At 71.4% G+C, this 25,699-nt stretch carries 22 protein-coding genes and 2 CRISPR repeat arrays; of the genes, 17 read left to right on the top strand and 5 right to left on the bottom strand.

Annotated features, from left to right (window positions below; all coding sequences use genetic code 11):
- Nucleotides 1–72 precede the first annotated feature (72 nt).
- Nucleotides 73–552: a hypothetical protein gene (locus tag ACFT41_RS28285; RefSeq protein ID WP_377588668.1), complete on the top strand. Its 480-nt coding sequence runs from the start codon at nucleotides 73–75 to the stop codon at nucleotides 550–552.
- 71 nt (nucleotides 553–623) lie between these two features.
- On the opposite strand, the gene ACFT41_RS28280 is transcribed toward ACFT41_RS28285, so the two are convergent.
- Nucleotides 624–911: a hypothetical protein gene (locus tag ACFT41_RS28280; protein ID WP_377588667.1), complete on the bottom strand. Its 288-nt coding sequence runs from the start codon at nucleotides 909–911 to the stop codon at nucleotides 624–626.
- Nucleotides 912–1,348: 437 nt separating this feature from the next.
- Between ACFT41_RS28280 and ACFT41_RS28275 the strand changes: the two genes are divergently transcribed.
- Nucleotides 1,349–1,567 (top strand): winged helix-turn-helix domain-containing protein, encoded by a 219-nt coding sequence (locus tag ACFT41_RS28275; protein WP_377588666.1) that lies wholly within the window; start codon nucleotides 1,349–1,351, stop codon nucleotides 1,565–1,567.
- Between the two features lie 118 nt (nucleotides 1,568–1,685).
- A CRISPR array of direct repeats spans nucleotides 1,686–2,323; the repeat unit is 28 nt; unit sequence GGATCACCCCCGCGTGCGCGGGGAACAG.
- Between the two features lie 168 nt (nucleotides 2,324–2,491).
- On the opposite strand, the gene ACFT41_RS28270 is transcribed toward ACFT41_RS28275, so the two are convergent.
- Nucleotides 2,492–4,612 (bottom strand): N-6 DNA methylase, encoded by a 2,121-nt coding sequence (locus ACFT41_RS28270; protein WP_377588665.1) that lies wholly within the window; start codon nucleotides 4,610–4,612, stop codon nucleotides 2,492–2,494.
- A gap of 94 nt (nucleotides 4,613–4,706) precedes the next feature.
- Here ACFT41_RS28270 and ACFT41_RS28265 point away from each other — a divergent pair, with 94 nt between their 5' ends.
- Both ACFT41_RS28265 and ACFT41_RS28260 read left to right on the top strand, forming a co-directional pair.
- Complete coding sequence (locus ACFT41_RS28265) at nucleotides 4,707–4,883, top strand: hypothetical protein (RefSeq protein WP_377614035.1); 177 nt, start codon at nucleotides 4,707–4,709, stop codon at nucleotides 4,881–4,883.
- 185 nt (nucleotides 4,884–5,068) lie between these two features.
- Nucleotides 5,069–5,650 carry a hypothetical protein gene (locus ACFT41_RS28260; protein ID WP_377588664.1) on the top strand — a complete coding sequence of 194 codons (582 nt, stop codon included), beginning with the start codon at nucleotides 5,069–5,071 and terminating at the stop codon, nucleotides 5,648–5,650.
- Here ACFT41_RS28260 and ACFT41_RS28255 read toward each other — a convergent pair.
- A complete protein-coding gene (locus ACFT41_RS28255; RefSeq protein ID WP_377588663.1) occupies nucleotides 5,589–6,887 on the bottom strand; it encodes a protein kinase in 1,299 nt (432 codons plus the stop codon). The two genes, ACFT41_RS28260 and ACFT41_RS28255, sit on opposite strands and share 62 nt — an antisense overlap.
- A gap of 261 nt (nucleotides 6,888–7,148) precedes the next feature.
- Here ACFT41_RS28255 and ACFT41_RS28250 point away from each other — a divergent pair, with 261 nt between their 5' ends.
- From ACFT41_RS28250 to ACFT41_RS28200, 11 genes are all read left to right on the top strand, one after another.
- Complete coding sequence (locus ACFT41_RS28250) at nucleotides 7,149–9,254, top strand: UvrD-helicase domain-containing protein (RefSeq protein WP_377588662.1); 2,106 nt, start codon at nucleotides 7,149–7,151, stop codon at nucleotides 9,252–9,254.
- Complete coding sequence (cas3, locus tag ACFT41_RS28245; protein ID WP_377588661.1) at nucleotides 9,251–12,109, top strand: CRISPR-associated helicase Cas3'; 2,859 nt, start codon at nucleotides 9,251–9,253, stop codon at nucleotides 12,107–12,109. The genes ACFT41_RS28250 and cas3 overlap by 4 nt, the downstream gene beginning before the upstream one ends.
- Nucleotides 12,106–13,785 (top strand): type I-E CRISPR-associated protein Cse1/CasA, encoded by a 1,680-nt coding sequence (gene casA, locus ACFT41_RS28240; RefSeq protein ID WP_377588660.1) that lies wholly within the window; start codon nucleotides 12,106–12,108, stop codon nucleotides 13,783–13,785. Before cas3 ends, casA begins: the two co-directional genes overlap by 4 nt.
- Nucleotides 13,782–14,468, top strand: coding sequence for a type I-E CRISPR-associated protein Cse2/CasB (gene casB / locus ACFT41_RS28235; protein ID WP_377588659.1), 687 nt, complete (start codon nucleotides 13,782–13,784; stop codon nucleotides 14,466–14,468). Before casA ends, casB begins: the two co-directional genes overlap by 4 nt.
- Complete coding sequence (cas7e, locus tag ACFT41_RS28230; RefSeq protein WP_377588658.1) at nucleotides 14,465–15,589, top strand: type I-E CRISPR-associated protein Cas7/Cse4/CasC; 1,125 nt, start codon at nucleotides 14,465–14,467, stop codon at nucleotides 15,587–15,589. The genes casB and cas7e overlap by 4 nt, the downstream gene beginning before the upstream one ends.
- A complete protein-coding gene (cas5e, locus tag ACFT41_RS28225; RefSeq protein WP_377588657.1) occupies nucleotides 15,586–16,287 on the top strand; it encodes a type I-E CRISPR-associated protein Cas5/CasD in 702 nt (233 codons plus the stop codon). The genes cas7e and cas5e overlap by 4 nt, the downstream gene beginning before the upstream one ends.
- A gap of 2 nt (nucleotides 16,288–16,289) precedes the next feature.
- On the top strand, nucleotides 16,290–16,964 hold the full coding sequence (gene cas6e / locus ACFT41_RS28220) for a type I-E CRISPR-associated protein Cas6/Cse3/CasE (RefSeq protein ID WP_377588656.1): 675 nt from the start codon (nucleotides 16,290–16,292) through the stop codon (nucleotides 16,962–16,964).
- A complete protein-coding gene (gene cas1e / locus ACFT41_RS28215) occupies nucleotides 16,961–17,929 on the top strand; it encodes a type I-E CRISPR-associated endonuclease Cas1e (RefSeq protein WP_377588655.1) in 969 nt (322 codons plus the stop codon). Before cas6e ends, cas1e begins: the two co-directional genes overlap by 4 nt.
- Complete coding sequence (gene cas2e, locus ACFT41_RS28210) at nucleotides 17,929–18,339, top strand: type I-E CRISPR-associated endoribonuclease Cas2e (RefSeq protein WP_377588654.1); 411 nt, start codon at nucleotides 17,929–17,931, stop codon at nucleotides 18,337–18,339. The genes cas1e and cas2e overlap by 1 nt, the downstream gene beginning before the upstream one ends.
- 25 nt (nucleotides 18,340–18,364) lie before the next feature.
- Nucleotides 18,365–18,822: direct repeats of the CRISPR family, unit length 29 nt; unit sequence CTGCTCCCCGCGCACGCGGGGGTGATCCC.
- A gap of 329 nt (nucleotides 18,823–19,151) precedes the next feature.
- Nucleotides 19,152–19,496: a type II toxin-antitoxin system HicB family antitoxin gene (locus tag ACFT41_RS28205; protein ID WP_377588670.1), complete on the top strand. Its 345-nt coding sequence runs from the start codon at nucleotides 19,152–19,154 to the stop codon at nucleotides 19,494–19,496.
- A 111-nt stretch (nucleotides 19,497–19,607) separates the two neighbouring features.
- Nucleotides 19,608–20,363, top strand: coding sequence for a TIGR03089 family protein (locus ACFT41_RS28200; protein WP_377588653.1), 756 nt, complete (start codon nucleotides 19,608–19,610; stop codon nucleotides 20,361–20,363).
- A 120-nt stretch (nucleotides 20,364–20,483) separates the two neighbouring features.
- Here the strand turns inward: ACFT41_RS28200 and ACFT41_RS28195 are convergent, their stop codons facing one another.
- The gene (locus ACFT41_RS28195; RefSeq protein ID WP_377590288.1) at nucleotides 20,484–22,823 is read right to left on the bottom strand and encodes an esterase-like activity of phytase family protein; all 2,340 of its coding nucleotides are present in this window, start codon (nucleotides 22,821–22,823) and stop codon (nucleotides 20,484–20,486) included.
- Nucleotides 22,824–23,040: 217 nt separating this feature from the next.
- On the opposite strand from ACFT41_RS28195, the gene ACFT41_RS28190 reads away from it, so the two are divergent.
- Nucleotides 23,041–23,931, top strand: a complete 891-nt coding sequence (locus ACFT41_RS28190) for a GNAT family N-acetyltransferase (RefSeq protein WP_377590290.1) — start codon at nucleotides 23,041–23,043, stop codon at nucleotides 23,929–23,931.
- Nucleotides 23,932–24,047: 116 nt separating this feature from the next.
- Here the strand turns inward: ACFT41_RS28190 and ACFT41_RS28185 are convergent, their stop codons facing one another.
- Nucleotides 24,048–24,533 (bottom strand): carboxymuconolactone decarboxylase family protein, encoded by a 486-nt coding sequence (locus ACFT41_RS28185; protein WP_377590292.1) that lies wholly within the window; start codon nucleotides 24,531–24,533, stop codon nucleotides 24,048–24,050.
- 179 nt (nucleotides 24,534–24,712) lie between these two features.
- Here ACFT41_RS28185 and ACFT41_RS28180 point away from each other — a divergent pair, with 179 nt between their 5' ends.
- The gene (locus ACFT41_RS28180) at nucleotides 24,713–25,651 is read left to right on the top strand and encodes an RNA polymerase sigma-70 factor (protein ID WP_377590294.1); all 939 of its coding nucleotides are present in this window, start codon (nucleotides 24,713–24,715) and stop codon (nucleotides 25,649–25,651) included.
- The last annotated feature ends 48 nt before the right edge of the window (nucleotides 25,652–25,699 follow it).

The raw sequence follows: 25,699 nt of genomic DNA, 5'->3' as shown, positions 1-25,699 counted from the left end.
GTATAAGAGACAGCACCGGGCGGGCCCACAGCCTGGCGGAACCCCCCTCGCGTCCGTACCGTCGGAACTGTCATGACCTGCATCCGGACGTTCGCCGCGGCCGCCACGCTGGCCGCCGTCGCACTGCTGCCAGCCTGCGCCAGCGGTGACGACGAGCCGCAGCCAGCGGCCTCGGCGTCGCCCACAGCCAAGGCCACAGCCACAATGCCGTCGACCGACGCCGCCGGACAGCCCGACTACCCGCCGGTCGGCGGTGCCGCGAGCCGGACGCCGGACGCCGCCCGTCCGCCCGCACCCATCCGGCCCAGCCCGTCCGGTGGCGCCGACGACCGGATCGGTGATCTCGTCCCAGGCCGCCGCACCATCGCCGGCACGATCGAACGCACCGACGGTTGGGTGCTGCTGCACACCTCAGACGGCGTGTGGGCACTGCTGGGCCAGCGAGCCGAGCCCCTGCAACCGGGCTCGCCGGCCACGGTCACCGGCATGGTGACCAGTCCCCCGCCCGGCTGCCCGACCGACCGGGCGCTGTCCGTCTACGGTGCCCGCTGACGCTCTGTAACCGCATCGACGGATGGCACGAGAACGCCACGAGAGAAAGGTGGCGTCGCTGGTCTCGCCGACTACCGGCCGCGCCGCTCGTAGGCCCGCTGGTTGCGCCGGGTCGCGCACGGCGCGAGGTGGTCGCTGGGCAGGCCGCACCGCGCGCCGCCGGCCAACCGCCGGTCACAGAAGACCCGATGATGTACGCGCTGGTCGTCCTCTGTCGACACGGTCACCTCCCCGACGTCGACACACCGGGTGAGCTGGGCCAGGACCCGCGCCGCCGTGCGGGCGAGGATCCGGGCGCGGAGCAGGTCCGGCACGACGATCGGCACGTGCACGACCCACCGGCTGTTGGGGCCTCTCATCGGTCGACCGGTTCGTGGTGGCCCGCAGCCTCGTACGGGTCGGATGCTCTCGGGACGGGCCGGGGACGGTGCAGCTGTGGTCGCACTCGGGGCCGCCTTCCGCTCGGGGGTCGGGGTGGGCCCTGCCGCCGCAGCCTCAGTCGGCGAGTACGGCGGCAGGGCGTGTCCGGGGTGCCCGGGGTGGCCGGGCCGGGGGAGTCCGGCCACCCCGAGCGGGGGAATGCGCTGTGGTGACGAGCGACCGCACGGAGAGCGCCAACCGACCGCATGGAGCACGTCACTGTCAGCGACGCTAGCGCCATACGTCACCTACATCAAGTGCGGCTTCTACGGCTCTATCAGCAACTTCATCATTGTCACCTTCTTCAGTAGGTGCATTGCCTACCTCAGATTGCGGATCGATACTGGGAGGGCCAACCGACTGCAAGGGGCATGAAGTGCCTATACCGCCCACAATGGACGAGTTGCTAGACGACCTCGTGAGGAGGATCAAGAGCGGCGAGTACCCATCGGGGTCGCAGTTGCCCTCTGGCAGGAGCATGGCCGACGAGTACAACGTCTCGCATTCGACCATCCAGCGGGCGATAGCCACTCTGCGGCAGCGAGGCGTACTCGTCGGTCGGCCTGGGCGCGGAGTCTTCGTCGCCGAGACGTAGTAGTGCTGGGGCCGGGCGTGGCCTTGAAGTGCCTGGGCGGTGCGCAGTTAATGTGTAATGGGCTACCCCTGCGTGCATGGGAAGCGGCGGGCAGAGGTCGCCTCCGTGGTGCGGCCGGTAGAACACCCCGCGTGCGCGGGAAGTAGCTTACGTGGGCCGAGTCGCGAGGACGGCTCACGGGATCACCCCCGCGTGCGCGGGGAACAGGGCACTCACGTGAGCGACCTGGACAAAATCATGGGATCACCCCCGCGTGCGCGGGGAACAGAGGATGCTGATGGTCAACGCGGACGCCCACACGGGATCACCCCCGCGTGCGCGGGGAACAGACTCCCCCGCCGCTCCGTGTGCCCGTGGTCAGGGGATCACCCCCGCGTGCGCGGGGAACAGATCTCCGATCCGTCCGGGGCCCGGTTGACGAACGGATCACCCCCGCGTGCGCGGGGAACAGCCAAGTCGATCGCGCTCACGGTGCGGGATCAGAGGATCACCCCCGCGTGCGCGGGGAACAGGACGAGCACGCCTGCCGAGAGCACGCCCGCAACGGATCACCCCCGCGTGCGCGGGGAACAGGCCGCGAGCAGCGCCGGCCGGAACGTGACCTCGGGATCACCCCCGCGTGCGCGGGGAACAGGCGTACCCGGCTTCATCGCGGGGGGTCGCGTCGGGATCACCCCCGCGTGCGCGGGGAACAGAGGCGTTCCCGGCTTCCAACCCGTCGATGTTCGGGATCACCCCCGCGTGCGCGGGGAACAGGCTTCTTGACCTGCGGTGCTAAAGATCAACTTCTTCGTTTTCCTTCACTTTGCCTTTCAAGATCATTTCCGTTCAAGGAGTGCGACGGTCGATTCATCGAACCGATGGGATCTGTTCCGGGCGCAGGCCCGGGAGAGGCGTCGATGGGCGCGATGGGCTCCGCCGGTTTCAGGCGGGACGAGCTGATGATGCCGACGCGATGCCGAGGGCGCCTACGACGAGGCTGTCGCTGACCTCGCGGGCCAGGGCGGCACCGGTCGTCGCCGCCTGCTCAAGGGCGTTGCGGAACTCGGCCAGCTGGCGGAAGGCCTGGCCGTACGCTTGCTGCTGGTGCAGCGGCAGCACCGGAATGGTGAGTCGCCGTACGTCGATGCGCAGCATGCCGCTCGTGGTGCTGGAGCTGCGGCCGGCGACGCGCAGGTTGTCCGTGCGGGAGATGACTCCGGCGACGAACCACGGATCGAAGCGGGTCGTGTCGACGCGTAGCAACTGGATGCCTGGGCCGATATCGGCGCCGACCTGGTTCGGGGTGGCGACTCGGGCGCTGATGGTGTGGCCGATCACGGGGATGAGGATGTCGCCGGCGAGCACCTGTGGCCCGGAGTCGTCGGTCGCCGTGCGGGCCGCCGAGCCGGTCGCGGGGCCTCCGGACAGGATGTCGGTGACGGTCAGCACGGCGGTGCTGGCGGTTGCGCCGGTCGATCGGCTGCGGGAGATGGCCCGCTGCACGGTGATGCTGCCGGATCGGATCAGGTCGGCGACATCGGCCTGCGGTGCTTCGCGGAGCGGTGCTTCCGGTGCTTCCTGCACGGCGGGCAGCGTGCGCTTCAGCCTGTCGAGGAGCCTGCCGAAGTCGGCGATGCCGGCGATGACCTGCGCCGGGCTGGTGGCCAGTGTGCTGCCCTGCGGAAGGTGGCGCTGCGGTGTCAGGTCGACCTGGTCATCGAGCAGGTCGATGACCGGCAGGGCGCGGTGGACGCCGGGCAGCTCCGCGTACCGGTCGGACTTGTAGGAGTCCCATGCGGAGCCGACGATCTCGCTGGGCGGTCGGTCCGCCGAGGCGGTCGTGGCATCGAGCATGAGCAGTTCTCCGGCGTGCGGCCGGTGCGGGTCGGGCTGGGCCAGGACCCAGATGTGCAGGCCGATGCCGGCTGGCGGCATCATGCCGGCGGGGAGGGCGACGACCGCGCGCAGAGCACCGTGGCGGATCAGTTCCGCGCGGACCCGGCGGCCGGCCGGGCGCGACGCGGCAGCCGGGGGCATCAGCACCACGGCGGTGCCCGAGGGGGAGAGATGGGCCAGGGCGTGCTGCACCCAGGCCAGCTCGGGCTCGGTGCGCGGGGGTAGGCCGTAGGCCCAGCGGGGGTCGTAGGCGAGGCGGTCGTGGCCCCAGTCGTGGACGCCGAAGGGGAAGTTGGCCATGACGACCTCGGCCCGTAGATCGGGCATGCCGTCGGCGAGCAGACTGTCTCCAATGTGCACGACGGGTGGCTCCGCATCGTGCCTGGCCTGTCGGGCGCGCAGGTGCACGAACCACAGCCGCAGCAGGGTGATCATGGCGTACTGCGGGTTGATCTCCTGCGCGTAGCACCGGATGGCGGTGCCGTCGCGCAGGGCACGGTCGGCGGCCATGCGCAGGATCGACCCGGTGCCGCTGGCGAAGTCGAAGACGTGGGCCCCGGAGCCGGCGAGGGTCAGCATCACGTCGGCGACGGCGTCCGGCGTGCCGGCCAGGCCGGACAGGGAGTGGGCGGAGGTCACGTACCGGTTGTGCAGGTGCTCGAAGGCATCCTCCGCGCCCTGCTCCGAGCCAAGCTGGTCGACCGTGTGCAGGAGCGTGGTGAGCTGCGGAGTCCACTTCTGCGGCAGTACGTCACCGATCAGTTTCGCCAGGGTGGGATCGAGGGTGTGGAGGTGGTCGACGAGCTTCCCCGGGGGCGGCAGGTTGTCGCCGCTGGGGTCGGCCTGGCTGGCGCGGACGAGCAGGAGTGCGCCGGCAACGCCGAGCACATCGCTGATCTGCGTGGCGGGCTGGTAGCTCTCGATGTGTCGCCAGGCCCACTGAGCGGTGCCCGCCTGATGCAGCCGGCCGTGTCGGCGCAGCCAGTCCGTCACCTCTGCGGCGTCGAACGACGGGCTGGCCGGGGTGCCGCCCACGGGTGCCGGGAAGTCGGCATACCGGCGGCGCCAGTTGCTGACCGCCGCCCTGCCGACGTTGGCCAGTCGAGCGATGTCGCTGGCAGTCAGGGTGGCCTCGCTGGAGGCGGCCGTGCTCCGCGTTTTGCTCACGCGTGAACGCTAGCACAGCGGAACATCTTGTGTAGTAGGTTCACAGGGCTTAGCTTTCTCGGTGATCCCCTGGATTGACGCCTTTGGAGGGCCCATGCCACGCCGTGGCCGAAGCACGACCATCGGGAAGTTCGCCAAGTTCCACCAGGATCGTCGGGTGTCCGAGATCAGGATGCTCGGTGAGTTGCTGCGCCACGAAGGGCACAACACGTCTGCCGTTGCTGCGCAGCCGCAGCCCGACGACGTACGGGAGATCTCGGCAGTCCGCTGACCGAACCCTGATCGAGCATCGAACTCGTACCGACAACCGAAGGAGGACCATGAACACCCTTGTTCGTACCGCCGCCGTCAACCGTCCTGTCGTCGTGCTTTCCGCCGGTCCACTACGTCCGCCGAGGTGCGCGGCGGTATGGCTTCCGCGCCCCGGACGGCATGGGCTCCCAGGCGTACGCACGGGTGCGCCTTGACCCGGTCGTCGGTGCCGCCATCGCGGACGCCTACCTGGCGGCCCCGGTCCGGGACGAGCGGGCCCGTGTCGCGTACGCCGCGTTCTGCCGGGAGACGGTTCAGCAGTACGCCTTCCTGGTGGGACGGGTCGAGTTCGGCGGCCTGGGGGTGACGGTGCGGGTCGTCGACGCCGACCCCTACTCGGACGCCGTGTCGATGGTCGACGACGTGCGGCGGCGCCGGTTGAAGGTGTGGGCCACGGCGGCCACCGGCAACCCGCATCCCTGGCTCAGCGACGAGGAGAACGACATGTTCCGGGCCGTTCACGACGTGTTCGGGCACGCGGCGACCGGGCGTGGCTTCGACCGGCACGGTGAGGAGGCGGCCTGGTTGAAACACAGCGCGATGTACTCGCGGCTGGCGGGGCGTGCCCTGGCGACCGAGACGCGCGGGCAGAACTGTGCGCGGGTCTACCGCTACCCGGCTGGTCGCTTTCCCGAGCAGAAGGCGGTGTTGCTGCCCCGGGCGTTCAGTGATCCGCGCCGGGTGTGGAACGCGAGTGTGGAGAGGAGGGCAACGGCCGCCCGGTGAGCCGCGCGATCTCCTGCCGAAGGCCCAGCACCTCGGGATGCTCCGGGCCGGCGGCCCGGACCCGGCTGTCCAGCAGCGCCTGGAGCTGGCGCAACGCCCGGCTGTGCTCGCCGAGCGCCACGTGCGCCCGAGCGGCCCGCAGCCGCAGATCGAAGGCGACGGGATCGTCGTCGCCGTGCTGCTCGGCGCGCTGGTCGGCGAGCCGTCGCCACAGCCGCACGGCGGCCCGGAACTCACCCGCGGCGTGTAGCCGGTCCGCCTCCGTGGCGGTCAGCTTCACGTCGGCTTCGGGCTGGCCGGGAATGGTCGTCGTCGTGGGGCGAGTCTGCTGCGGGACTCGTCCCACGATGGCGGCATAGTTCTGCACCGCTTCGGCGGCGTCGGTGAATACTCCGGGAATCGGCGGCCGGTCCAGGGAAAGCGGTGCCAGCACCGGATAGACATCGGCGGCGGAGGCCGGCCGGTCCCGTGGATCGACTGCCAACAGCGTGTGCACCAGGTCGTCGAGCTCGGCGGGGGTGTCCGGCCGCAGCCGGGCGGGGCGTGGTGGAGGGTCGTCCAACTGGTGCCGCACCGTCGTCAGGGTGGTCACGCCGTCGAACGGCGGGCAGCCGGTGAGCAGGTCGAAGAGCGTGGCGCCCAGGCCGTACAGGTCGGTGCGGTGGTCGGTGGGCTCCCCGAGGATCTGCTCGGGTGCCATGTAACCCACCGTGCCGAGGCTTTGTCCACTCTGGGTGATCCGCGAGTATCGGTCGTCGCCGTGTATCGCCGCCAAGCCGAAGTCCAGCACCTTCACCGCGCCGCTGGTGTCCAGCATGACGTTGCTCGGCTTGAGGTCGCGGTGTACCAGGCCGATCCGCCGAGCGGCGAGCAGGATGCTGCTGATCTGCGCGCCGATGGCGGCGACCCACCCGAACGGGAGCGGGCCCTGCTCGGCGACCAGGTCCGTGAGCGTGATCCCGTCGATCTTCTGCAAGACGACGTACGGCCGGCCGTCGCGCTCGCCGAGGTCGTAGACGGCGGGCACGCCAGGGTGATCGAGGCGCGCGGTCAGCAGCGCCTCACGCCGGAACCGGCGTACCGCCCCCAGGTCGAGGCTGGCGGCGCTGACGAACTTCACGATGACGGGGCGGTCGAGCAGCGTGTCCCGGGCCGGCCAGACCTCGCCCATTCCCTTGTGCGCCAAGGGGTTCCGGCCCAGCGTGAACCGGTCTCTGAGGCTCGTGCCGGGCACCACGAGGCCCAGCATAGCCCCTGGTCGGGCCGCCTCCGTCGATAGTCGCCCGCCCGATTGTGGCTGGTCGGTGAATATCGAACACGAGAAGACGCTTGCAAACCATGTTCACAGAGTGCTTCAATGTGCGTCGGCGGGATCGGCTTCGCCTGTTCCGCCGTTCATGTTGCGGCAAAGAGCGCCGGCCGACTGTGTCTGGTTCGCGACAAATCTGACTATCGCGCCCTGGTTCACGCCCAGGCGCCAGGCAAACAGGGGATTGGTATGGCTGAGTTGGCCATCGGCCGGGGATTCCTGCCCGCCTTCGCCAGGCTGCAACGCCGCGTGCAGCATGCCGTTCTCGCGGCCATCAGCAGGTTCGCCGAGCACACGCATGCGGGCCTGCACCTGGAGAAGCTGACCGGAGCGCGAGACCCGAACATCCGCACCATCCGGATCGACAAGTTCTATCGCGGCGTGGTGCTCGCTCTCGGCGAGGAGAAGTACGCGCTTCTCGACGTCCTGCCCCACGACGACGCCATCTCCTTCGCGGTGAGCCGCCGGTTCACGGTCAACCAGGTCCTCGGCGTGCTGGAGATGCGCGATCAGGACGGCATCGAGGAGTTCGCCCGCGCCAAGCCGGTGAACCCCCCGAGCATCGGCCTGTTCGACCACGTCACACCCGCCGACTTCGTGCGTCTGGGCATCGACGTGGACCTGGTGCCGCTGCTACGCGTCATGGCCACGGACAAACAGTTGGAGAGCCTCGCCCGCCGGCTGCCGGAGACGCAGCTCGACATCCTGCTGGGCCTGGCCAGCGGGATGACCGTGGAAGAGGTCTGGGCGGAACAGGCCGACCGGATCGTCTCTGGCGTGGACACCGACGACCTCCTGACCGCAGCGCGGCGTACGCCCGAGCGGATCGCCTTCGTTTCCGGGCCGGTGGAACTCGCCGCCATCCTCGCCCACCCGTTCGACGTGTGGCGCACCTTCCTGCACCCGACCCAACGCGACATCGCCTACCGCGAGACCTACAGCGGCCCCGCGCTGGTGACCGGCAGCGCCGGGACCGGAAAGACGGTGACGGGCCTGCACCGGGCGGTGTTCCTCGCCGAGCGGCTACCGGAGGGCGAGAAGGTCCTGCTGACCACCTTCACCCGCGCGCTCGCCGACGCCCTCACCCGGCAGCTCCACCGGCTCACCACCGACCCGGCGCTACGGGCACGCATCGACGTGATCAGCGTCGATCGGCTGGCCTACGACATCGTCTCCCGAGCCGGCAGGAGGGTGTCGGTCGCCGAGAGCGAGATCCTCGACCAGCTCTGGCAGGTCACCGCGAAGTCCGGCCCGACCTTCGTCAACCGCGCCGGTCAGGTCACCACCTTCAGCCCCGCCTTCCTCCGGCACGAGTGGGAACAGGTGGTGCTGGCGCAGGGGTTGACCACTCTGGAGGCCTATCGCGACGCGCCGCGAAAGGGCCGCGGAGCGGGGCTGCGCGCGGCTCAACGCGCCCAGGTGTGGGCCGCGATCGACGCCTTCGTGCGGGAGCTGACGAAGCGCCGCCTGCGCACCCACACCCAGCTCGCCGACGACGCGGCGGCGATCCTGCGCGGCTCACCGGCCCGATACCGGCACGTCGTCGTCGACGAAGGGCAGGACCTGCACCCGGCGCAGTGGCGTCTGCTGCGGGAACTCGTCGCGCCCGGGCCGAACGACATGTTCCTGCTCGCCGACCCGTACCAGCGCATCTACGACAGCCACGTCTCCCTCGCCCAGCTCGGCATCGAGGTGCGCGGCCGGACGCGGCGGCTGGCCATCAACTACCGGACCACCCACGAGATCCTGGAACTGTCGACCAGGGTCCTCAACGGCGACGCCGCCGTCGGGTTGGACGGGCGGGACGACACGTTGCGTGGCTACCGCTCGATCACCCGGGGCGGCGCGCCCGAGATCGCGGTGGCCGACAGTCGCGACGGCGAGTGGGAGGCGCTGATCGAACGAGTCGGGACCTGGCTGGAACAGGGAGTGGAGCCGCACGCCATCGGCGTGGCCGTCCGCACCGGCCAGCTCGTCAAAGCGATCAGCAGAGTTCTGGGCGAGGCCCACATCGACGTCGCCGACGACAAGAAAGGCATCGTCGGAGTGCACGTGGCGACCATGCACCGCATGAAAGGGCTGGAGTTCCAGTGCCTCGCGGTCGTCGGGCTCGACGCGGGCGTGCTTCCGGCGCCGAACGCGCTCACCTCCGCCGCCGAGGACCCGCACGCCCACCGGCAGGACCTGCAACGCGAACGGTGTCTCCTCTTCGTCGCACTGACCCGTGCCCGGGACGTGCTCTACCTGTCGCACAGCGGCACGCCGAGTCCGCTACTGCCGCTGGCGGGCCGGTGAGCGTCCGTGCCGTCGCCAGCGGCCCCCGGCTGGGCGACGCGGCACGCTCCGTCTGGGGCAAGACCGATCGGAGGGGGACCTCCCCGGTGGGCTGGCTGCCGCTCTGGCGGCACCTGGCCGACACCGCCGACGTGGCCGGCGAACTGTGGGACCACTGGCTGGGCCACGCGGTTCGTCGACGCATTGCCGACGAACTGCCCGGGGGCGGTGCGGACGCCCGCACCCTGGCCGTCTGGATCGCCGGCATACACGACATCGGTAAGGCCACTCCCGCCTTCGCCTGCCAGGCGTACGCGTTGGCGGACCGGATGCGCGACCACGGGCTCGGATACCACCGGGACCTGATCCGCGCCGACCGCAAATACGCCCCGCACGCCACGGCGGGCCACATCGTGCTGGCGGACTGGCTGGACCAGCAGGGCTGGACCGACCCACATCCGTACGCCGTCATCGTCGGCGGCCACCACGGAGTGCCGCCGACCGACGAGGGCCTCCGCGATGTGCAGGTGCGTCCGCATCTGCTCGGCGATCCGGCCTGGCAGCAGATGCAGCAGGAACTGCTGACCTGGATGGCGGAGCGGTCCGGTGCGGGGGAACGGCTCAGCGAGTGGAGCGGCGTCGCGCTGTCGCAGCCCGTACAGGCCGCCCTGACCGGCCTCGTCATCGTCGCAGACTGGATCGCCAGCAACGAGGACTTCTTCCCGTACGTGCTGGACAGCACCGACGAGGGCCGGCTGCGATCCGGCTGGGAACTGCTGGACCTGCCCGTCCCCTGGCAGCCTGCGGCGCCGCCGTCGAGCGTGGACGAGCTGTTCGCGGCGCGGTTCGCGCTACCCGCCACCGCAGCGCCCCGCCCGGTGCAGCGAACAGTCGCCGAGCTGGCCGCGACCATGCCCGCGCCCGGCATGATGATCGTCGAGGCGACGATGGGCGAGGGCAAGACCGAGGCGGCCCTGGCGGCGGTGGAGATCCTCGCCCGGCGGACCGGGGCGTCCGGCTGCTACCTGGCACTTCCGACCCGAGCCACCAGCGACGCCATGTTCGGGCGGATGCTGTCCTGGCTGCGCCGGCTGCCCGACATGCAGGTCGGCCGGGGCGACCACGACGTGCGGCTGGCCCACGGCAAGGCGGCACTCAACCCCGAGTACGACCGGCTACGCACGAGGTCGATGCCGAGCGGTATCGCCGAGGACGCCGGCGGCGCCGACATCGGTGTGCACGTCTGGCTCGCCGGCCCCAAACGGACCCTGCTGTCCAGCTTCGTCGTGGGAACCATCGACCAACTGCTGTTCGCGGCACTGCGCAGCAAGCACCTGGTGCTGCGCCACCTCGGCCTGGCCGGCAAGATCGTCGTCATCGACGAGGCACACGCCTACGACGTCTACATGGGGCGGTTCCTCGACCGGGCGCTGGAATGGCTCGGCGCGTACGGTGTGCCGGTCATCGTGCTGTCGGCGACCCTGCCGGCCCACCGGCGGGCCGAACTCATGAAGGCGTACGACACGGGTCGGCTCGGGCCGCTGCCCCCGCTCACCTGGCGCGACCGGGGCAAGCCGCGCGTTGATCCGTACGCCGCGCTCCGTGCCGACCTGCGTTACCCCCTGGTCTCGGTCTCCACGCCCGAGCGCGGCGTCACCGCAACGAGTTGTGCCGACTCCGGGCGAGGCAGCCAGGTCCAGGTGCGGCGCCTGGCCGACGACGTACCGGTGCTGGTGGAGATGCTGCGTGACCAGCTGACCGGCGGCGGCTGCGCCCTCGTGGTCCGCAACACGGTGGCCCGGGTCCAGGAGACCGCAGCCGCGCTGCGTGCGGCCCTCGGACCGGACACCCCCGTGACTGTGGCGCACTCCCGGTTCATGGCCATCGACCGTGCGACAAAGGACCGCTGGCTGCGCGAGACCTTCGGCCCACCGGGCGTCGCCAGCCGCCCGCCCCGGCACGTCGTCGTGGCCAGCCAGGTCGCCGAGCAGTCCCTCGATATCGACTTCGACCTGCTCGTCACCGACCTTGCCCCGGTCGACCTGGTGCTGCAACGCATCGGCCGGCTGCACCGTCACCCGCGCGGCGACCGCCCTGCCCGGCTCGCCGCGCCCACGTGCTGGATCACCGGCGCCGACTGGACCACCGAGCCACCACAACCGGTCGCCGGATCACGCCGCGTCTACCAGCCGGCCACGCTGCTCCGCAGCGCCGCAGTGTTGTTGCCACACCTCGACGGCAGGCCACTGCGGCTGCCGGCGGACATCGCCACGCTCACCCAGGCAGCCTACGGCGACGCGGCGCTCGGCCCGCTGTCGTGGCAGCCGGTGATGACCGAGGCGGAGGCGAAGCAGCGCGACGAGATCACCGCCAAGGAGCTCAAGGCCGACGGCTTCCGCCTCGCCAGCGTCGCCGAGGCCGGAGTGCCACTGATCGGCTGGCTCTCCGGTGGCGTCGGCAATGCCGATGACCGCGCGGCGAAGGGTCACGTCCGCGACACCGACGGCGAGTCTCTCGAGGTTCTGTTGTTGGTACGCACGCCCGACGGGCTAGTGGTCCCCCCATGGATCGACGGCGGTGGGGTAGTCGTCCCCACCGCGTCCACGCCCGGCTGGCGGCTGAGTCGCCTCGTCGCCGGCTGCAGCCTGCCACTGCCACGAGCCATGACCGCGGCCGACGTCATCGACGAGATCATCGCTGAGCTGGAGAGTCGGATCGATCTGAGCGCCTGGCAGGACAATCCTTGGCTCGCCGGGGAACTCGTCCTTGAGATCGACGGTGACGGCCATGCCCGCGTGGGCCCCTTCGATCTTCACTACGACCTGCACGGGGGTCTCCATGTCGTCCGTCTTCAAACTGGTGGGGAGCGAGTTTGACAAACATCGACCAAAAGCCGGGCTTCTCGTTGGTCGACGAGCCGTGGATTCCGGTGTTGGACGCCACGGGTCAGCGCCGCGACGTGTCGTTGCACGGCCTCTTCGAGCAGGCCGGCGAGGTACGCATGATCGCCTGTGAACTGCCGACCCAGACCTTCGCGATCCTGCGGCTCGCGCTGGCGATCCTCCACCGCACCACCGGTGGTCCACCCGGTGAGGCGGCTTGGCGGGCGCTGTGGCGGGACCGGCAGCTGCCGATTAACGACATGACCGACTATCTCGACGCCTTTCGCGACCGTTTCGACCTGTTCCACCCGGAGCACCCGTTCTACCAGGTCGCCGACCTGCGGGCGGCGAAGAACAACACCTACGGGCTGGAACGGCTCATCGCCGACGTGCCGAACGGCATGCCATTCCTGACGACCCGCGCCGGACCGGGCATGGACTCGATCACCCCCGCCGAAGCGGCCCGCTGGCTGGTGCACTGCCAGGCGTACGACCCCTCCGGCATCAAGACCGGGGCGGTCGGCGATCCACGGGTCAAGGGCGGCAAGGGCTATCCCATCGGCGTCGCGTCGCTCGGAGCCTTGGGCGGCGTCCACACCGAAGGCGCGACTCTGCTGGAGACACTGCTGCTCAACCTGGTGCCGATCGCACCCGGCTGGCAGGTGGCCGACGAACGGGACCTGCCGGTCTGGGAGCGCGAGCCGCAGATCGCTGCCGAGGAGGCCGACTCCACCCGTGGCCCGTACGGCCTGCTGAGCCTCTACACCTGGCAGTCCCGCCGGATCCGGCTATTCGGCGATGCGGGCGGTGTCACCGGTGCCATGATCTCCAACGGCGATCAGATCGAGTGGCAGGATCGGCACCTGCTTGAGCCGATGAGCGTCTGGGGACGCAGCGCCCCGCGCGAGCAGAAGCAGAAACGCAGCCCGATCTACCTGCCCCGGCCGCACGACCACAGCCGGGCACTGTGGCGCGGGCTGCAAACCCTGCTGCCGGCACCACCGCCGTCCGGCGCCGAGGCGCCGCAGCGGCTCTCCCCGATGGTGGTGCAGTGGCTGGCCCGGCTGACCGTCGCCGGTGTCGTCGGGCCGGACTTCCAGACCCGGACGCGCGCCATCAGCGTCACCTACGGCACCCAACAGGCGGTCGTGGACGAGGTGTTCAGCGACGCGCTCACCATGAACGTGCTGCTGCTGGTCGGGGACTCCCCGCTGCGCGCGGTCGCCGTCGACGCCACCGCCGATGCCGAGGCCGCAGTGAAGGTGCTGCGCCGGCTCGCCGACAACCTGGCCCGCGCCGCCGGCAACCGGGCCACCGACGTCGGCGAGGCCGACCGGGCGGCCGAACGCGCGTACGCCCTGCTGGACCGCGCCTTTCGCGACTGGCTGGCCGGGCTCGATTCCGAAAGCGACCCGGCTGGCGAGCGCGTGGCGTGGCAGCGGCTGGTCCGCAGGACGATCCTCCGGCTCGGAGGAGAGCTGGTCGACGCGGCCGGGCCAGCGGCCTGGGTCGGCCGGGCCGGCACCGATCGCGCCGGCCGGGAGGTGCACTACTCCAGTTCGCAGGCTGACGCCTGGTTCCGGTCGGGCCTGGCCAAGGCGCTACCGATGGCCGTCGAGCGGGAGCCGGGGACCAGGTCACCACACCAGAGGCAGGAGACCGCAGTATGACCATGCTCGACACCGAGCCACCGGCTCGGCTCGACGGCGACGAGCCGCCCGGCACAGGTCGCAGGCCGTGGGTGCGCCGTCGCAGCAAGCTCGGCGACCACGTCGCCCGGACGATCGGCACCCTACAGGCGCGGGTGCTGGCCACCGTGCCCCAACCCGAGGCGATCAGCGCGCTGGCCAGGCTCCGGCGCGGCATCGGCCGGGCCCCGGGCTTCGACTTCACCCTGGAGCGGTACCTCCAGGTGCCCGAGGACCTGCTGGGCCGCCGGCCGGAGAACGACGCCGAAGCGGCGGACACCGAGTACGCCGCGCATGACGCGGTGACCCTGTACGCGCTGCACCAGCAGTCGCGCCGGGAGCGGATGCACCTGGACGGACGCGGGTTGGGTCAGGCCCTGGCCGACCTCGTCCGTAAGACCGCCGGGCCGGAGGGAGTGCGGCGGCGCTTTGCCGCCCTCGGCACCGCCAGCAGCTACCACGAGAGCCTCCACCACCTACGCAGCCTGGTCACGATGCTGCGTGAGCACCAGATCGCACTCGACTACGGCCTGCTCGCCGACGACCTGCGGACCCTGCGCTCGCCGGATGGGCCCGCGAAGGTCCAGGCCATCTGGGGCCGGGAGTTCTTCCGCAGCCGACCCAGCCCCGACGCCACCACCCATTCAGAGGAGGACCCTTCATGAGCCGCACCATCATCGACGTCTACGCCTTGCAGACCGTGCCCCCGAGCAACCTGAACCGCGACGACACCGGCTCGCCGAAAACCGCCGTCTACGGCGGCGTACGCCGCGCGCGGGTCTCCAGCCAGGCCTGGAAGCGGGCGATCCGGCTCGCCTTCGCCGGCCTGCTCGACCGGTCCCAGCTCGGCGAACGGACCAAGCGGGTGGGCGAGTCGCTCGCCGCCCGGATCAGGGCCCTCGACCCGAGTCTGACCGACGAGGCGGCGTCCGCCCTCGCCGCCGAGGTCTTCGTCGCCGGTGGCCTGGCGAAGGTCGACAAGAAGAAGGGCGAGCTGAAGGACGTCGAGTCCGGCTACCTGCTGTTCCTGAGCCACCGGCAACTGGACAATCTCGCCGCCGCCGCGCTGGACGCGTCGCATGGCGGCAGCGCCCTGGACAAGGCCCGGTTCAGGGAACTGGTCAACACGGAGCACTCGGTCGACATCGCGATGTTCGGCCGGATGGTGGCCGACATGGCGGACATCAACGTCGACGCCGCCTGCCAGGTGTCCCACGCCATCAGCGTGCACGCCGTCGACAACGAGTTCGACTACTTCACCGCGGTCGACGACCGCAAGGCCGACGCCGCCGAGACCGGCGCCGGCATGATCGGCACCATCGAGTTCAACTCGTCCACGCTGTACCGGTATGCGACGGTCGACGTCGACGCGCTGCACCGGACCCTCGGTGACGCGGGCGCGACCCGGGCAGCCGTCGAGGCCTTCCTGACCGCGTTCGTCCGCAGCATGCCGACGGGCAAGCAGAACACCTTCGCCCACCGGACGCTGCCCGACGCCGTACTGGTGCGGCTGCGCGACACCCAGCCGATCAACCTGGTCGGAGCTTTCGAGACGCCGATCGTCGAGACGCACGCCGCCGGGCGGGTCGAGCTGGCCGCAGCCGCGCTGGCACGGCACACCGTGGCGGTCGAGAACGCCTACGGGGAACGGCCCATCGGTAGCTGGGTCACCCAGGTCGGGGAGAAGACCGCCGTGCTGGCCGACCTCGGCAAGGCGGTCAGCTTCACCGAACTGGTCACCGGAGTGGGAGAGCAGGTCGCCGTCGCACTCGGACAGCCGGCATGAGCGTCCTGCTGCTGAGGCTGGCCGGCCCGCTGCAATCCTGGGGTTCGTCCAGCCGCTTCGCGCGGCGGGGCACCGAGATCGCCCCCACCAAGAGCGGAGTGATCGGCCTGCTCGCCGCCGCCCGGGGTGCCCGACGCACCGAACCGCTCACCGACCTGCTCGGCCTGGAATTCGGGGTACGGCTGGACCAGCCCGGCCAGATCCTGCGGGACTTCCAGACCGCTCGAAGCTTCGACGGTCGCCACAGCGCGCCGCTGACATACCGTTTCTACCTGTCCGACGCAGCCTTCCTCGTCGCGGTCGGCGGCGAAGAGGAGTTGCTGGACGGGCTGGCCGAGGCGCTGGACCGGCCACAGTTCCCGCTCTACCTCGGGCGGCGGTCGTGCCCGCCGGTCGGTCCGATCAGCCTCGGCGTACACGACATGACCCTCGACGACGCACTGACCGAGTGGCCGTGGCTCGCGGCCGAGTGGTACCGCCGCCGGGCGGCCCGGACGGTCCGGCTGGAGATCATTCGGGACGCCCGTCCGGGCGAGCCCGTCACCGAAACGGTGCCCGACGAGCCGATCAGCTTCGACCCGGCACACCGGGAGCACACCTGGCGGTCGGTGCTGCGCCGGCACACCGATATCGACAACGACCTCGCGGAGCGGGCCGGGGTTGCCGAGCACGACCCGCTGAGCCTGCTGGGAGGCTGAGCATGTTCCTGACCCGATTCCAGATCAACCCGGCTCGCCGCAACGCGCGCAGGCTGCTCTCCTCGCCACACGCCATGCACGCGGCGGTCCGAAGCGCCTTCGCCGCAGTGGAAGACTACGAGCGCGCCGACGCCCGTACCCTGTGGCGGCTCGACACCCAAGGGACCGCGACCGTCCAGCTCTACATCGCCAGTCCCGGCCGGCCCGATCTCACCCACCTGGTCGAGCAGGCCGGCTGGCCCACCACCGAGACCTGGGTGACCCGCGAGTACGACGGATTGCTCAGCTCACTGGGCGTGGGCCAGGAATGGGCTTTCCGGCTCGCCGCGAACCCGACGCACAACGGACGCAAGACCGCCGACGACAAGGAGACGCAGCGCTTCGGCTACCTCCGGGAGCAGGAACAGATCGACTGGCTGGCCAGCCGGGCTGCCCGGCACGGGTTCGCCTTGGCGAGCCAGCGCGACGGGCACCCCAACCTGCGGCTGCACCGTCGCCAGACGCAGTCCTTCAAGCGGGGCATGGGCACCGTCACCCTCACCACGGCGACGTTCGACGGCCTGCTCCGGATCACCGATGCGGACACCTTCCGGCGGGCTTTGACCGGCGGAATCGGGCATGCCAAGGCGTACGGCTGTGGGTTGTTGACCCTCGCCCCGGCGCAGGCCAACCAGTGAAGATCCCCGGCGTGCCGCCGGCCGAGCTGATGGACCTCAACCGCGCGCAGGATCGACTGAGCTTCGTCTACCTCGAACGGTGCGTCATCCACCGGGACAGCAACGCGATCACGGCCACCGACGAGAAGGGCGTCGTGCACATTCCGGCGGCCACGCTCGGCGTACTCATGCTCGGTCCCGGCACCAGCGTCACGCAGCAGGCGATGATGCTGCTCGCGGACAACGGCGCCACAGCGGTCTGGGTCGGTGAGCACGGCGTCCGGTACTACGCGCATGGGCGCACCCTCGCCCGGTCGAGTCGGCTTCTCGTCGCCCAGGCCGCCGCTGTCTCGCACCGCGACCGTCGGCTCCAGGTGGCGCGCGCCATGTATCGCATGCGCTTTCCCGGGGAGGACACCGGGGCCCTGACCATGCAGCAGTTGCGTGGCAAGGAAGGGGCGAGGGTGCGCCGCTGCTACCGCGAACACGCCCTTCGCACCGGCGTGTCGTGGAACAACCGGGAGTACGACCCGGACGACTTCAGCGTCAGCGATTCCGTCAACCAGGCGCTGTCGGCCGCCCACGCCTGCCTGTACGGGGTTGTCCACGCGGTCATCGTCGCCATCGGCGCGTCACCCGGGCTGGGATTCGTCCACACGGGCCACGAGCGGTCCTTCGTGTACGACATCGCAGACCTCTACAAGGCCGAGATCACCATCCCGGTCGCGTTCGACATCGCGGCCGGCGAATCGACCGACGTCGGCTCGGACACCCGCCGGGCTGTCCGCGACCGGGTCCACGACGGCGCGCTTCTCGACCGGTGCGTCCGCGACATCCGGAGTCTTCTGCTCACCGACGGGCTCGCCGGGCCGATCGACGAGGAACAGCTCGACGAGGAAGCCGGCAGCGATGCCGTACGCCTGTGGGGCGAGGGGGGCTACGAGCTGGCCAGTGGCCGGAACTACAGCGGGGACGTGGACTTCTGATGACCGTCATCATCCTGACCGCCTGCCCGGAAGGGCTGCGGGGACACCTGACGCAGTGGCTGCTGGAGATCTCCGCCGGGGTGTACGTGGGGAATGTGAACAGTCGGATCCGGCAACGGCTCTGGGCCAAGGTCGTCGAGATGGCCGGACCAGGCCGGGCACTGCTCGTCTACCAGCGGCCAGGCGAGCAACGGCTCGCCTTCGAGGTACACGACCATCACTGGGAGCCGGTGGACTTCGACGGGATCACGCTGATGCGCCGACCCACGGAACGGAAGTCGTACAACCCGGCAGTGGGCCAGGGATGGAGCAAGGCGTCCAAGCGTCGGAGGTTTGGACGGAGGGCCCCGGATGGGAGCAGCGGAGCGTCGAGGACCTCCGAGCAAAGTGAAGAAAAAAGTAGTAGTTGATCTTTAGCGCCCCAGCTCAGGAAGTCTGCTCCCCGCGCACGCGGGGGTGATCCCTGGCTCCGATTCTCCAGGATCGTCAGATAGAGCTGCTCCCCGCGCACGCGGGGGTGATCCCAAATGGCGCTTGATCCTCACGGCAGCAGGGGTCTGCTCCCCGCGCACGCGGGGGTGATCCCTCGGACGCGTCGTCGCCCGGCACCGCCAACGCCTGCTCCCCGCGCACGCGGGGGTGATCCCCCCTCACCCCTCAGCGGCGATCACCGCCATCACTGCTCCCCGCGCACGCGGGGGTGATCCCACGGGCGGCACCACCCGCGTGCCCGCCGGAAACTGCTCCCCGCGCACGCGGGGGTGATCCCCTCCCCGTGCTGGCCACGCCCCACGGCGTGGTCTGCTCCCCGCGCACGCGGGGGTGGTCCTGGGGCGTTGAGCGTGTCGACGGTGTCCCGCATCCCGCTCCCCCGCGTACGTGGAGGTGTTCCGAGCCCTTGAAGGGGTGCTCCTGGCCCCGCTCGTTGAGGCGTACTGATCGACTTTGGGCGGGTTGTGACCGTCGGGTGAGCTTCGTGTCGGGGAGGTGGGGGTGTCCGGCGGCTCCGATACCGCTATGTCGCCGCCATGGCGGCCGGATCTGCGGCTGGGCCGACAGCGGGAAGCGTGGCGCCGATGGTACCGTCCGCAGTACCATCGACCGTGCCCTCCATAGCCAAGCTTGTTGCAGCGATGCGAAGCAACCAGAACGACAAAGGCAAGGCCAAGGCATACCAGGTGCGGCAGGTACTCAAGGCGATCGACAAGAAGGAGGCCCTGTGATGCACCCCGATACCCGTCTCGACATCACCCACTACACCTACCGCGTCACCTGGTCCGCCGAGGATCGTGAGTTCGTCGCGACCTGTGCCGAGTTCCCGTCGCTCTCCTGGCTCGCATCGTCGCAGATCGACGCACTTCAAGGGCTCCAAGACCTACTGCGCGACGTGATCGCGGACCTGGCAGAGCAGGGTGAGCAGGTGCCGCAGCCGATCGCCGACCGCAGCTACTCGGGCAAGTTCAACCTCCGCGTCGGCGAGAGTCTGCATCGCGAACTCGCCATCCAGGCCGCCGAGGACGGGATGAGTCTCAACCAGTACGTCATTCGGAAGCTCAGGGCCGCCTGATCGTTCCACGCTCGGCAGCGGTGGCCAGGATGCTGCCGTCGCCATGTCATCTCGTGGCGGTACGGTGGCCCTCCGTGGCCCGAGCGGGCCGTGCTCACCGGGAGGCATGCGATGGGAGCGCCGAACGTGGTAGCCCTGCCGGTTGCCGGGCCGGCCGACGTCGACCGGCCGCTGTTCACCTTCTGCGACGACGCGACCGGCGAGCGGGTCGCCCTGAGCGCCGCCGACCTGGGCGGCTGGGCGGCGCGCACCGCCGGGCTGCTGCGCGACGGCTGCGGGCTGGGCCCGGGCAGCCGGGTCGCGGTGCTGCTGCCGCCGCACTGGCGTACCGCCGCCGTGCTGTTGGGTGCCTGGTCGGTGGGGCTGGCCGTGTCGTTCCGGCCCCGGGCCACCGCCGGGCTGCCGGTGCTGGAGCCGGGCGGCGACCGGCCGTACGACGCGGTGTTCGTCACCCCGCAGCGGCTCGACGACTGGCTGGAGGACGTGCCCGACGGGGTGCACCGCTACCTCGTCGGCACCGGGCGCGGCCCGCTGGCGGACGTGCCGGTGGGCTGGCTCGACTGGAACGCCGAGGTGCTCCGGCACACCGACACGCCGCCCGACCATGCCGGCGTCCACCCGGCGGAGGCGGCCACCCCCGACGGCACCAGCTTCGGCGCGTGGGGGCGGCTCGCCCGGGAGGTGGCCGACCAGATCGGCCTGCGGTCCGGCGACCGGCTGCTGGTCGACGCGGCCGAGCACGAGCAGCCGCTGAAGTGGCTCCTGGCCCCGCTGTCCGTCGGCGCGTCGGTGGTCGTCTGCGCCAACCTCGACCGGTCCCGCCTCGACGCCCGGGTCGCGGCCGAGCGGGTCACCCGCGTGCTCTGATCGCCATGTCGGGCAGGTGGCGGTATCCGGGCGGCGGGATACCGCCATCTCGCCGACATGCGAGCCGGGGAGTCAAGGGGTCGACGGGCCACCGAGCGGCGGCCCGTCGACCCCTTCGGGTCAGCGGCGGCCGAACACCTTCGCGGCGGGGCCGAGCCGGAGCAGGACCGTCTCACCCGTGGCGTCCTTGAGGCCGTCGTTGTCGGTGATCGCGTACACCTGGCCGTTGCCGGCCACGGTCAGACCCTCCAGCTTCTCCTGGGTCCAGCCGTCGGTGGCGCGCAGCGCCGGCAGCACGTCGACGGCGAGCGTCTTCGGCAGCACCGCCAGCGGGCCCGGCGTGGCCGGGCCGGCGGGCATCGGCACGGTGTAGACGCGCTTGAGCGCGGCGGCCGGGCCGTTCAGCTTGTCCCGTTCGATGATCGCGAGCCGGTCGCCGACCACGGTCACCTCGGACAGCCCGATCCAGTCTCCCGCGACGGCGGTGGACTCCAGCCGGTAGCCGAACCAGCTCCACGTCCCGGCCGCCACGTCGTACCGGCCGATGCGGGCGACGCCCGCCGGATCGGTGGACACCTCGCGCTGGAGCACCGCCCAGACGATCTCCCGGCCGTGCCGGTCGGTGCTGGCGGTCACCCCCTCGAAGCCCTGCTTGCCGAGCCCGGCGGCGACCTCCGCCGGCAGCGGCACGGTCTGCTGGGCCTTCCCGTCGGCGTCGAGCCGGACCAGCTTGTTCTCCGTACCCTTGGCGCCTTCGACCGCGAGCCAGAAGCCGCCCTGCGGGCGGGCGAAGATCCCCTCCGCGTCGTAGGCGGCCGGGTTGCCGTCGGCGTCGGTGACGGGCAGGGAGTTCGTGATCATCGCCGGCGACCGTCGGGTGTCGACGGTCAGGATCCGGGTCGGGGAGTACGCCGCGTCGGTGACGCTGTAGAGCTGCTGCGGCCGGCCCGGCGCGGCGGAGAGGGCACCGAGCGCCCCCCAGCCGATCGGGGCGCCCTGCGCGTCGTCGGCCGAGACGATGCTCGGGAAGCCGGGGGTGCCCCTGCCCAGCCGGAAGAGCGACACCGAGGCGCGTACGCCCGCGTCGGCCTCGTCGGTCTCGCTGGAGACCGCGAGCAGGCCCCGCGAGGGGATCGGCAGCAGGCCCTCCGGGCCGTTGGTGGTGGGCAGGACCTGGCGGAAGACCGGGGCGGTGGGCCGGCTGAGGTCGTACACGGCGACGAAGTTGCTCCGCTCCGAGCCGACGAACGCGTACCGCACCCCGCCGTACTCGGCGATCGCCACGCCCTCCGGCTCGGCGCCCTTCTTCGCCGCCCGGTCGTCGTTGTGCAGGCCGTGGCGGACGGCGAGGCGCTCGAAGGTGTTGCCGGCGTCCCAGGCCACCTGGCCGGTCCGGCTGTCGAAGATGGACCAGCCACGGGTGCCGCCCCGCCAGTCGCCCTCGTTGGCGGTGGCCAGGTAGCGGTCGTCCACCCAGGCGACGGCGTCGGGCTCGCGGGGCACGTCGGTGACCGAGCCGGTCAGCTCGATCCTGCCGTCCTTGACGGTGTCGATGCCGGCGACCGAGGCGGTGCCGGCGCTGAAGGCCCGGGTGATCCGGCCGGTGGGCAGGTCCACCAGGACGACGCCGTTGTTCTCCTGGAGGGTGACCGCGAGCTGGTTGCGCTCGTTGATCGAGACGTACTCGGGCTCCGGGTCGGTGGGCTCGGTGATCCCGGCGGCGACCAGCGCCGGCAGCGCCTGCCCGTCGGCGGCGGTCAGCGGCACGGTCCGCAGCTTCCACCGCTGCGGCGTCGCTCTGCCGTCGAGGTCGACGATCTGCACGAAGCCGGCGGGGGCCTGGGGCAGGTCGCCCTCCTCGCGGCCGGGCGGGGTGGCGTCCTCGTCGCGCTCGTTCTCGATCGCGATCGTCGCGTACCGCTGGTCGTGGCTGATGGCGATCGAGTCCGGCTGGCCGCCGAGGTCGATGCTGCGTACCCGCTGGCGGGTGGCCAGCTCGATCACGTCGAGGCGGCCGGAGGGGGCGGTGTAGCCGGCGCTGGTGTTCACCACGACCAGGACGTACCGGCCGAGGACCGCCACCGAGGTGGGCTCGTCCTCGGCGTCGCCGAGCTGGGCGAGGGAGAGCGTGCCGAGCCCGCGCGGCCGGTCCGGGCGGGAGATGTCGAGGAAGCCGATCCGGCGGGCCGCCGCGTCGGTGTAGACCAGGGTGCGGCCGTCGGGGCTGACCGCCGAGATCTCGGCGACGGTCGCCGTCGCCGGGTCCTCGCCGGCCGGCCGGTTCTGGAACACGGGGTAGGTGGCGGTGCGGTCGAAGGTGAGGCCCCGGGCGGGGTGATGCCGGCCGGCGTCGGCGGGGCCGGCGACGGCCAGGGTGCCCGTGATGGTCAGGGTGCCCGTGATGGCCAGCGCGGCGGCGGCGATGCCGGCCGCCGGGGTGTGGGTGCGTTTCGGTGTCACGTCGTCCTCCGTCTGATCGGACTGCGACGGAGGCTGGCACGTGGGGTCGAGCGTGAGCTGGCCCGGCCGTGAACGGCGGGCGAACAACCTCAGGCCAGGGCCCGGGTGCGTCGGCGGGCCCGAAATTCCGTTGACGCCGCTGCCGGCCGGGCCGCCTACTGGCTGGCGCTCGCGATGCCGCCCGGCACCGCTGCGTGGGTACGAGGAAGGGGACGACGTGGACGACGTGGACGGGGCGGACAGGGGCGTCGATGCCCTCACCTGGAAGGAGTTCGGCGGGGAACAGCTCGGGGCGCTCACGGAGCTGGCCGAGGCGTGCCTGGCCGTCGACGGCGGGCTGCCGCTGTTCGCCCGTCCCGCACTGCTGCGGGCCCGGCTCGTCCAGACCCGTACCCTCGGTGCCTGGCACGATGGCCGACTGGTCGCGGCCGTCGGCGTGGGGCTCGGCCGGCAACCGGTCGGCAGCACCGGAATGGTGCATCCGGGCTGGCGCGGGCGGGGTCTCGGCGGCCGGCTGCTGGACTGGGCGGTGGAGCAGGCCGGGGCCGCCGACCTGCTGCTGACCACCGAGTCCTGGAGCCCCGGGGCGGAGCGGCTCTTCGCGGCGCGCGGCTTCGAGCGGACCTTCGTCGAGTGGGTGCTGCGGCACGACCTCGCCGCCCTGCCGGACGTGTCGCCGCCCGACGGGGTGCGCACCGGGCCGGTGACCCGGGAGTCCGGCCCCGAGCTGTTCGAGGCGTACCGGGCGTCGTTCGCCGACCGGCCCGGCTTCCGCGTGCCCGAGGCGCAGGAGTGGCTGGGCGAGCTGTGGGACGACGACGGGTACCGGTCGGACCTGTCGCTGATCGCCCGTGGCCCCGACGGTGCCGCCGTCGGCTTCGTCAACGTCATCGACAACTGGATCGACCAGGTGGGTGTGGTGCCCGGCTGGCGGCAGCGGCGGGTGGGCGCGTACCTGGTGGGTGCCGCGCTGCGGTCGCTGGCCGGCGACGGCGCCGGAGAGGCGTGGCTCTGCGTCAACGACGACAACCCGGCCGGTGCGCTGTACCGGCGGCTCGGGTTCGGCGACGCCGGCCGCCGCGCCCGCTACCTGCACCGACGTTCCTGAACGCGTTCTGCCGGGTCGCCCCGTCCTCCGTCCGGCCCGGGCGCAACCGCTCCCGGGCCGGGCGGGGCCGGCCACGTCAGCCGAGCGCGGCGGCAGTTAGGCGAGGGCGGCGGCAGTTAGGCGAGGGCGGCGGCGAACATGCCGGGCTGGTACGAGCCGCCCCGCTGGTGCACGATCACGGCCAGCCGGTTGGCGGCGTTGACCAGGGCGAGCAGACAGACCAGCGCGGCGACCTGGTCGTCGTCGTAGTGCTCGCGTACCCGGGCCCAGGTCTCGTCGGACACGCCCCGGTGGGCGTCGGCGAGCCGGGTGCCCTCCTCGGCGAGCGCCAGCGCGGCCTGCTCGGCCTCGGTGAAGACGGTGGCCTCGCGCCAGGCGGCGACCAGGTGCAGCCGGACCGGGGTCTCGCCGCCGGCGGCGGCCTCCTTGGTGTGCATGTCGATGCACCAGCCGCAGCCGTTGATCTGGCTGGCGCGCAGCGACACCAGCTCCTGGGTGGACTTCGGCAGCGGCGACTGCTGGATCACCAGGCCGGCGTTGACGAACCGCTTGGCGAACCTCGTGGCGAGCTCGTTGTCGAACAGGTTGAATCGGGCGTCCATGGCTTCCGTCCTTCGCTCGTTGGCTCGTTGGCTCGTGAAGTGGGACGAACACGAGATGCCGCCGCTCGGCCCCCTGTGACGGCCGGGGCGGGTGACGACGGCCACAGCCGCAAGGCGTCACACGGCGGCGTGCTCCGGCATCTGATGGGTGAGGAAGCCGAGAGGAACGGGGGCCACCCATGGCGGGCACATCGCAGAGCGCAGCCGACGGGGGCGGGGGCACCGGACGCGCCGGGCCGCCGGACCCGGCCACCGAGGCGTTCCTCGCCCACCGCAACCTGCTGTTCACCGTCGCGTACGAGATGCTCGGCTCGGCCGCCGACGCGGAGGACGTCCTGCAGGAGACGTGGCTGCGGTGGGCGGGCGTCGAACTCGACACGGTGCGGGACCGGCGCGCCTACCTGGTCCGGATCACCACCCGCCAGGCGCTGTCCCGGCTGCGTACGCTCGGCCGCCGCAAGGAGTCCTACGTCGGCCCGTGGCTGCCCGAACCGCTGCTCACCGTGCCCGACGTGGCCGAGGACGTCGCGTTGGCCGACAGCGTCTCGATGGCGATGCTGCTGGTGCTGGAGACGCTCGCGCCGACCGAACGGGCGGTGTTCGTGCTGCGCGAGGTGTTCGACCTCGGGTACGACGAGATCGCCGAAGCCGTCGACAAGAGCCCGGCGGCGGTCCGGCAGATCGCGCACCGGGCCCGGGCGCACGTGGCGGCGCGCCGGCCGCGCCGGGTCGTGCCGGCGGCCGAGACCCGCACCGTGCTCGACGCGTTCCGGCGGGCGGTCGAAACCGGCGACCTCCAGCGCCTGCTCGACATTCTCGCCCCGGACGTCGTCCTGCTCGGCGACGGCGGTGGAGTCAAGCAGGCCGTCCCGCGGCCGGTCGTGGGGGTCGACAAGGTGGCCCGCCTGCTGGTTGGCGGGTGGGGCAGGCTCCCCGGCGGCGCGTCGCTGCGGCCGGCGCAGGTCAACGGCAACGCGGCGCTGGTCGTCCGGCTCGACGGGGAACTCGACTCCGTCCTGGCGGTGCGCATCGACGACGGCCGCATCACCGGGCTCTACGCCGTACGCAATCCGGAGAAGCTGTCGCACATGGCGCGGGAGACGGCGCTGAGCCGCTGAGCCGGGGCGTGATGTCGGCGAGGTGGCGGTATCCGGCCGCCGGGATAC

The sequence above is a fragment of the Micromonospora sp. NPDC057141 genome (genome assembly GCF_042670805.1).
In the GTDB taxonomy this organism is placed as follows: domain Bacteria; phylum Actinomycetota; class Actinomycetes; order Mycobacteriales; family Micromonosporaceae; genus Micromonospora.
The sequence above is the reverse complement of the archived record's forward strand: the minus strand, read 5'-3'. Positions and strand labels throughout refer to the sequence as shown.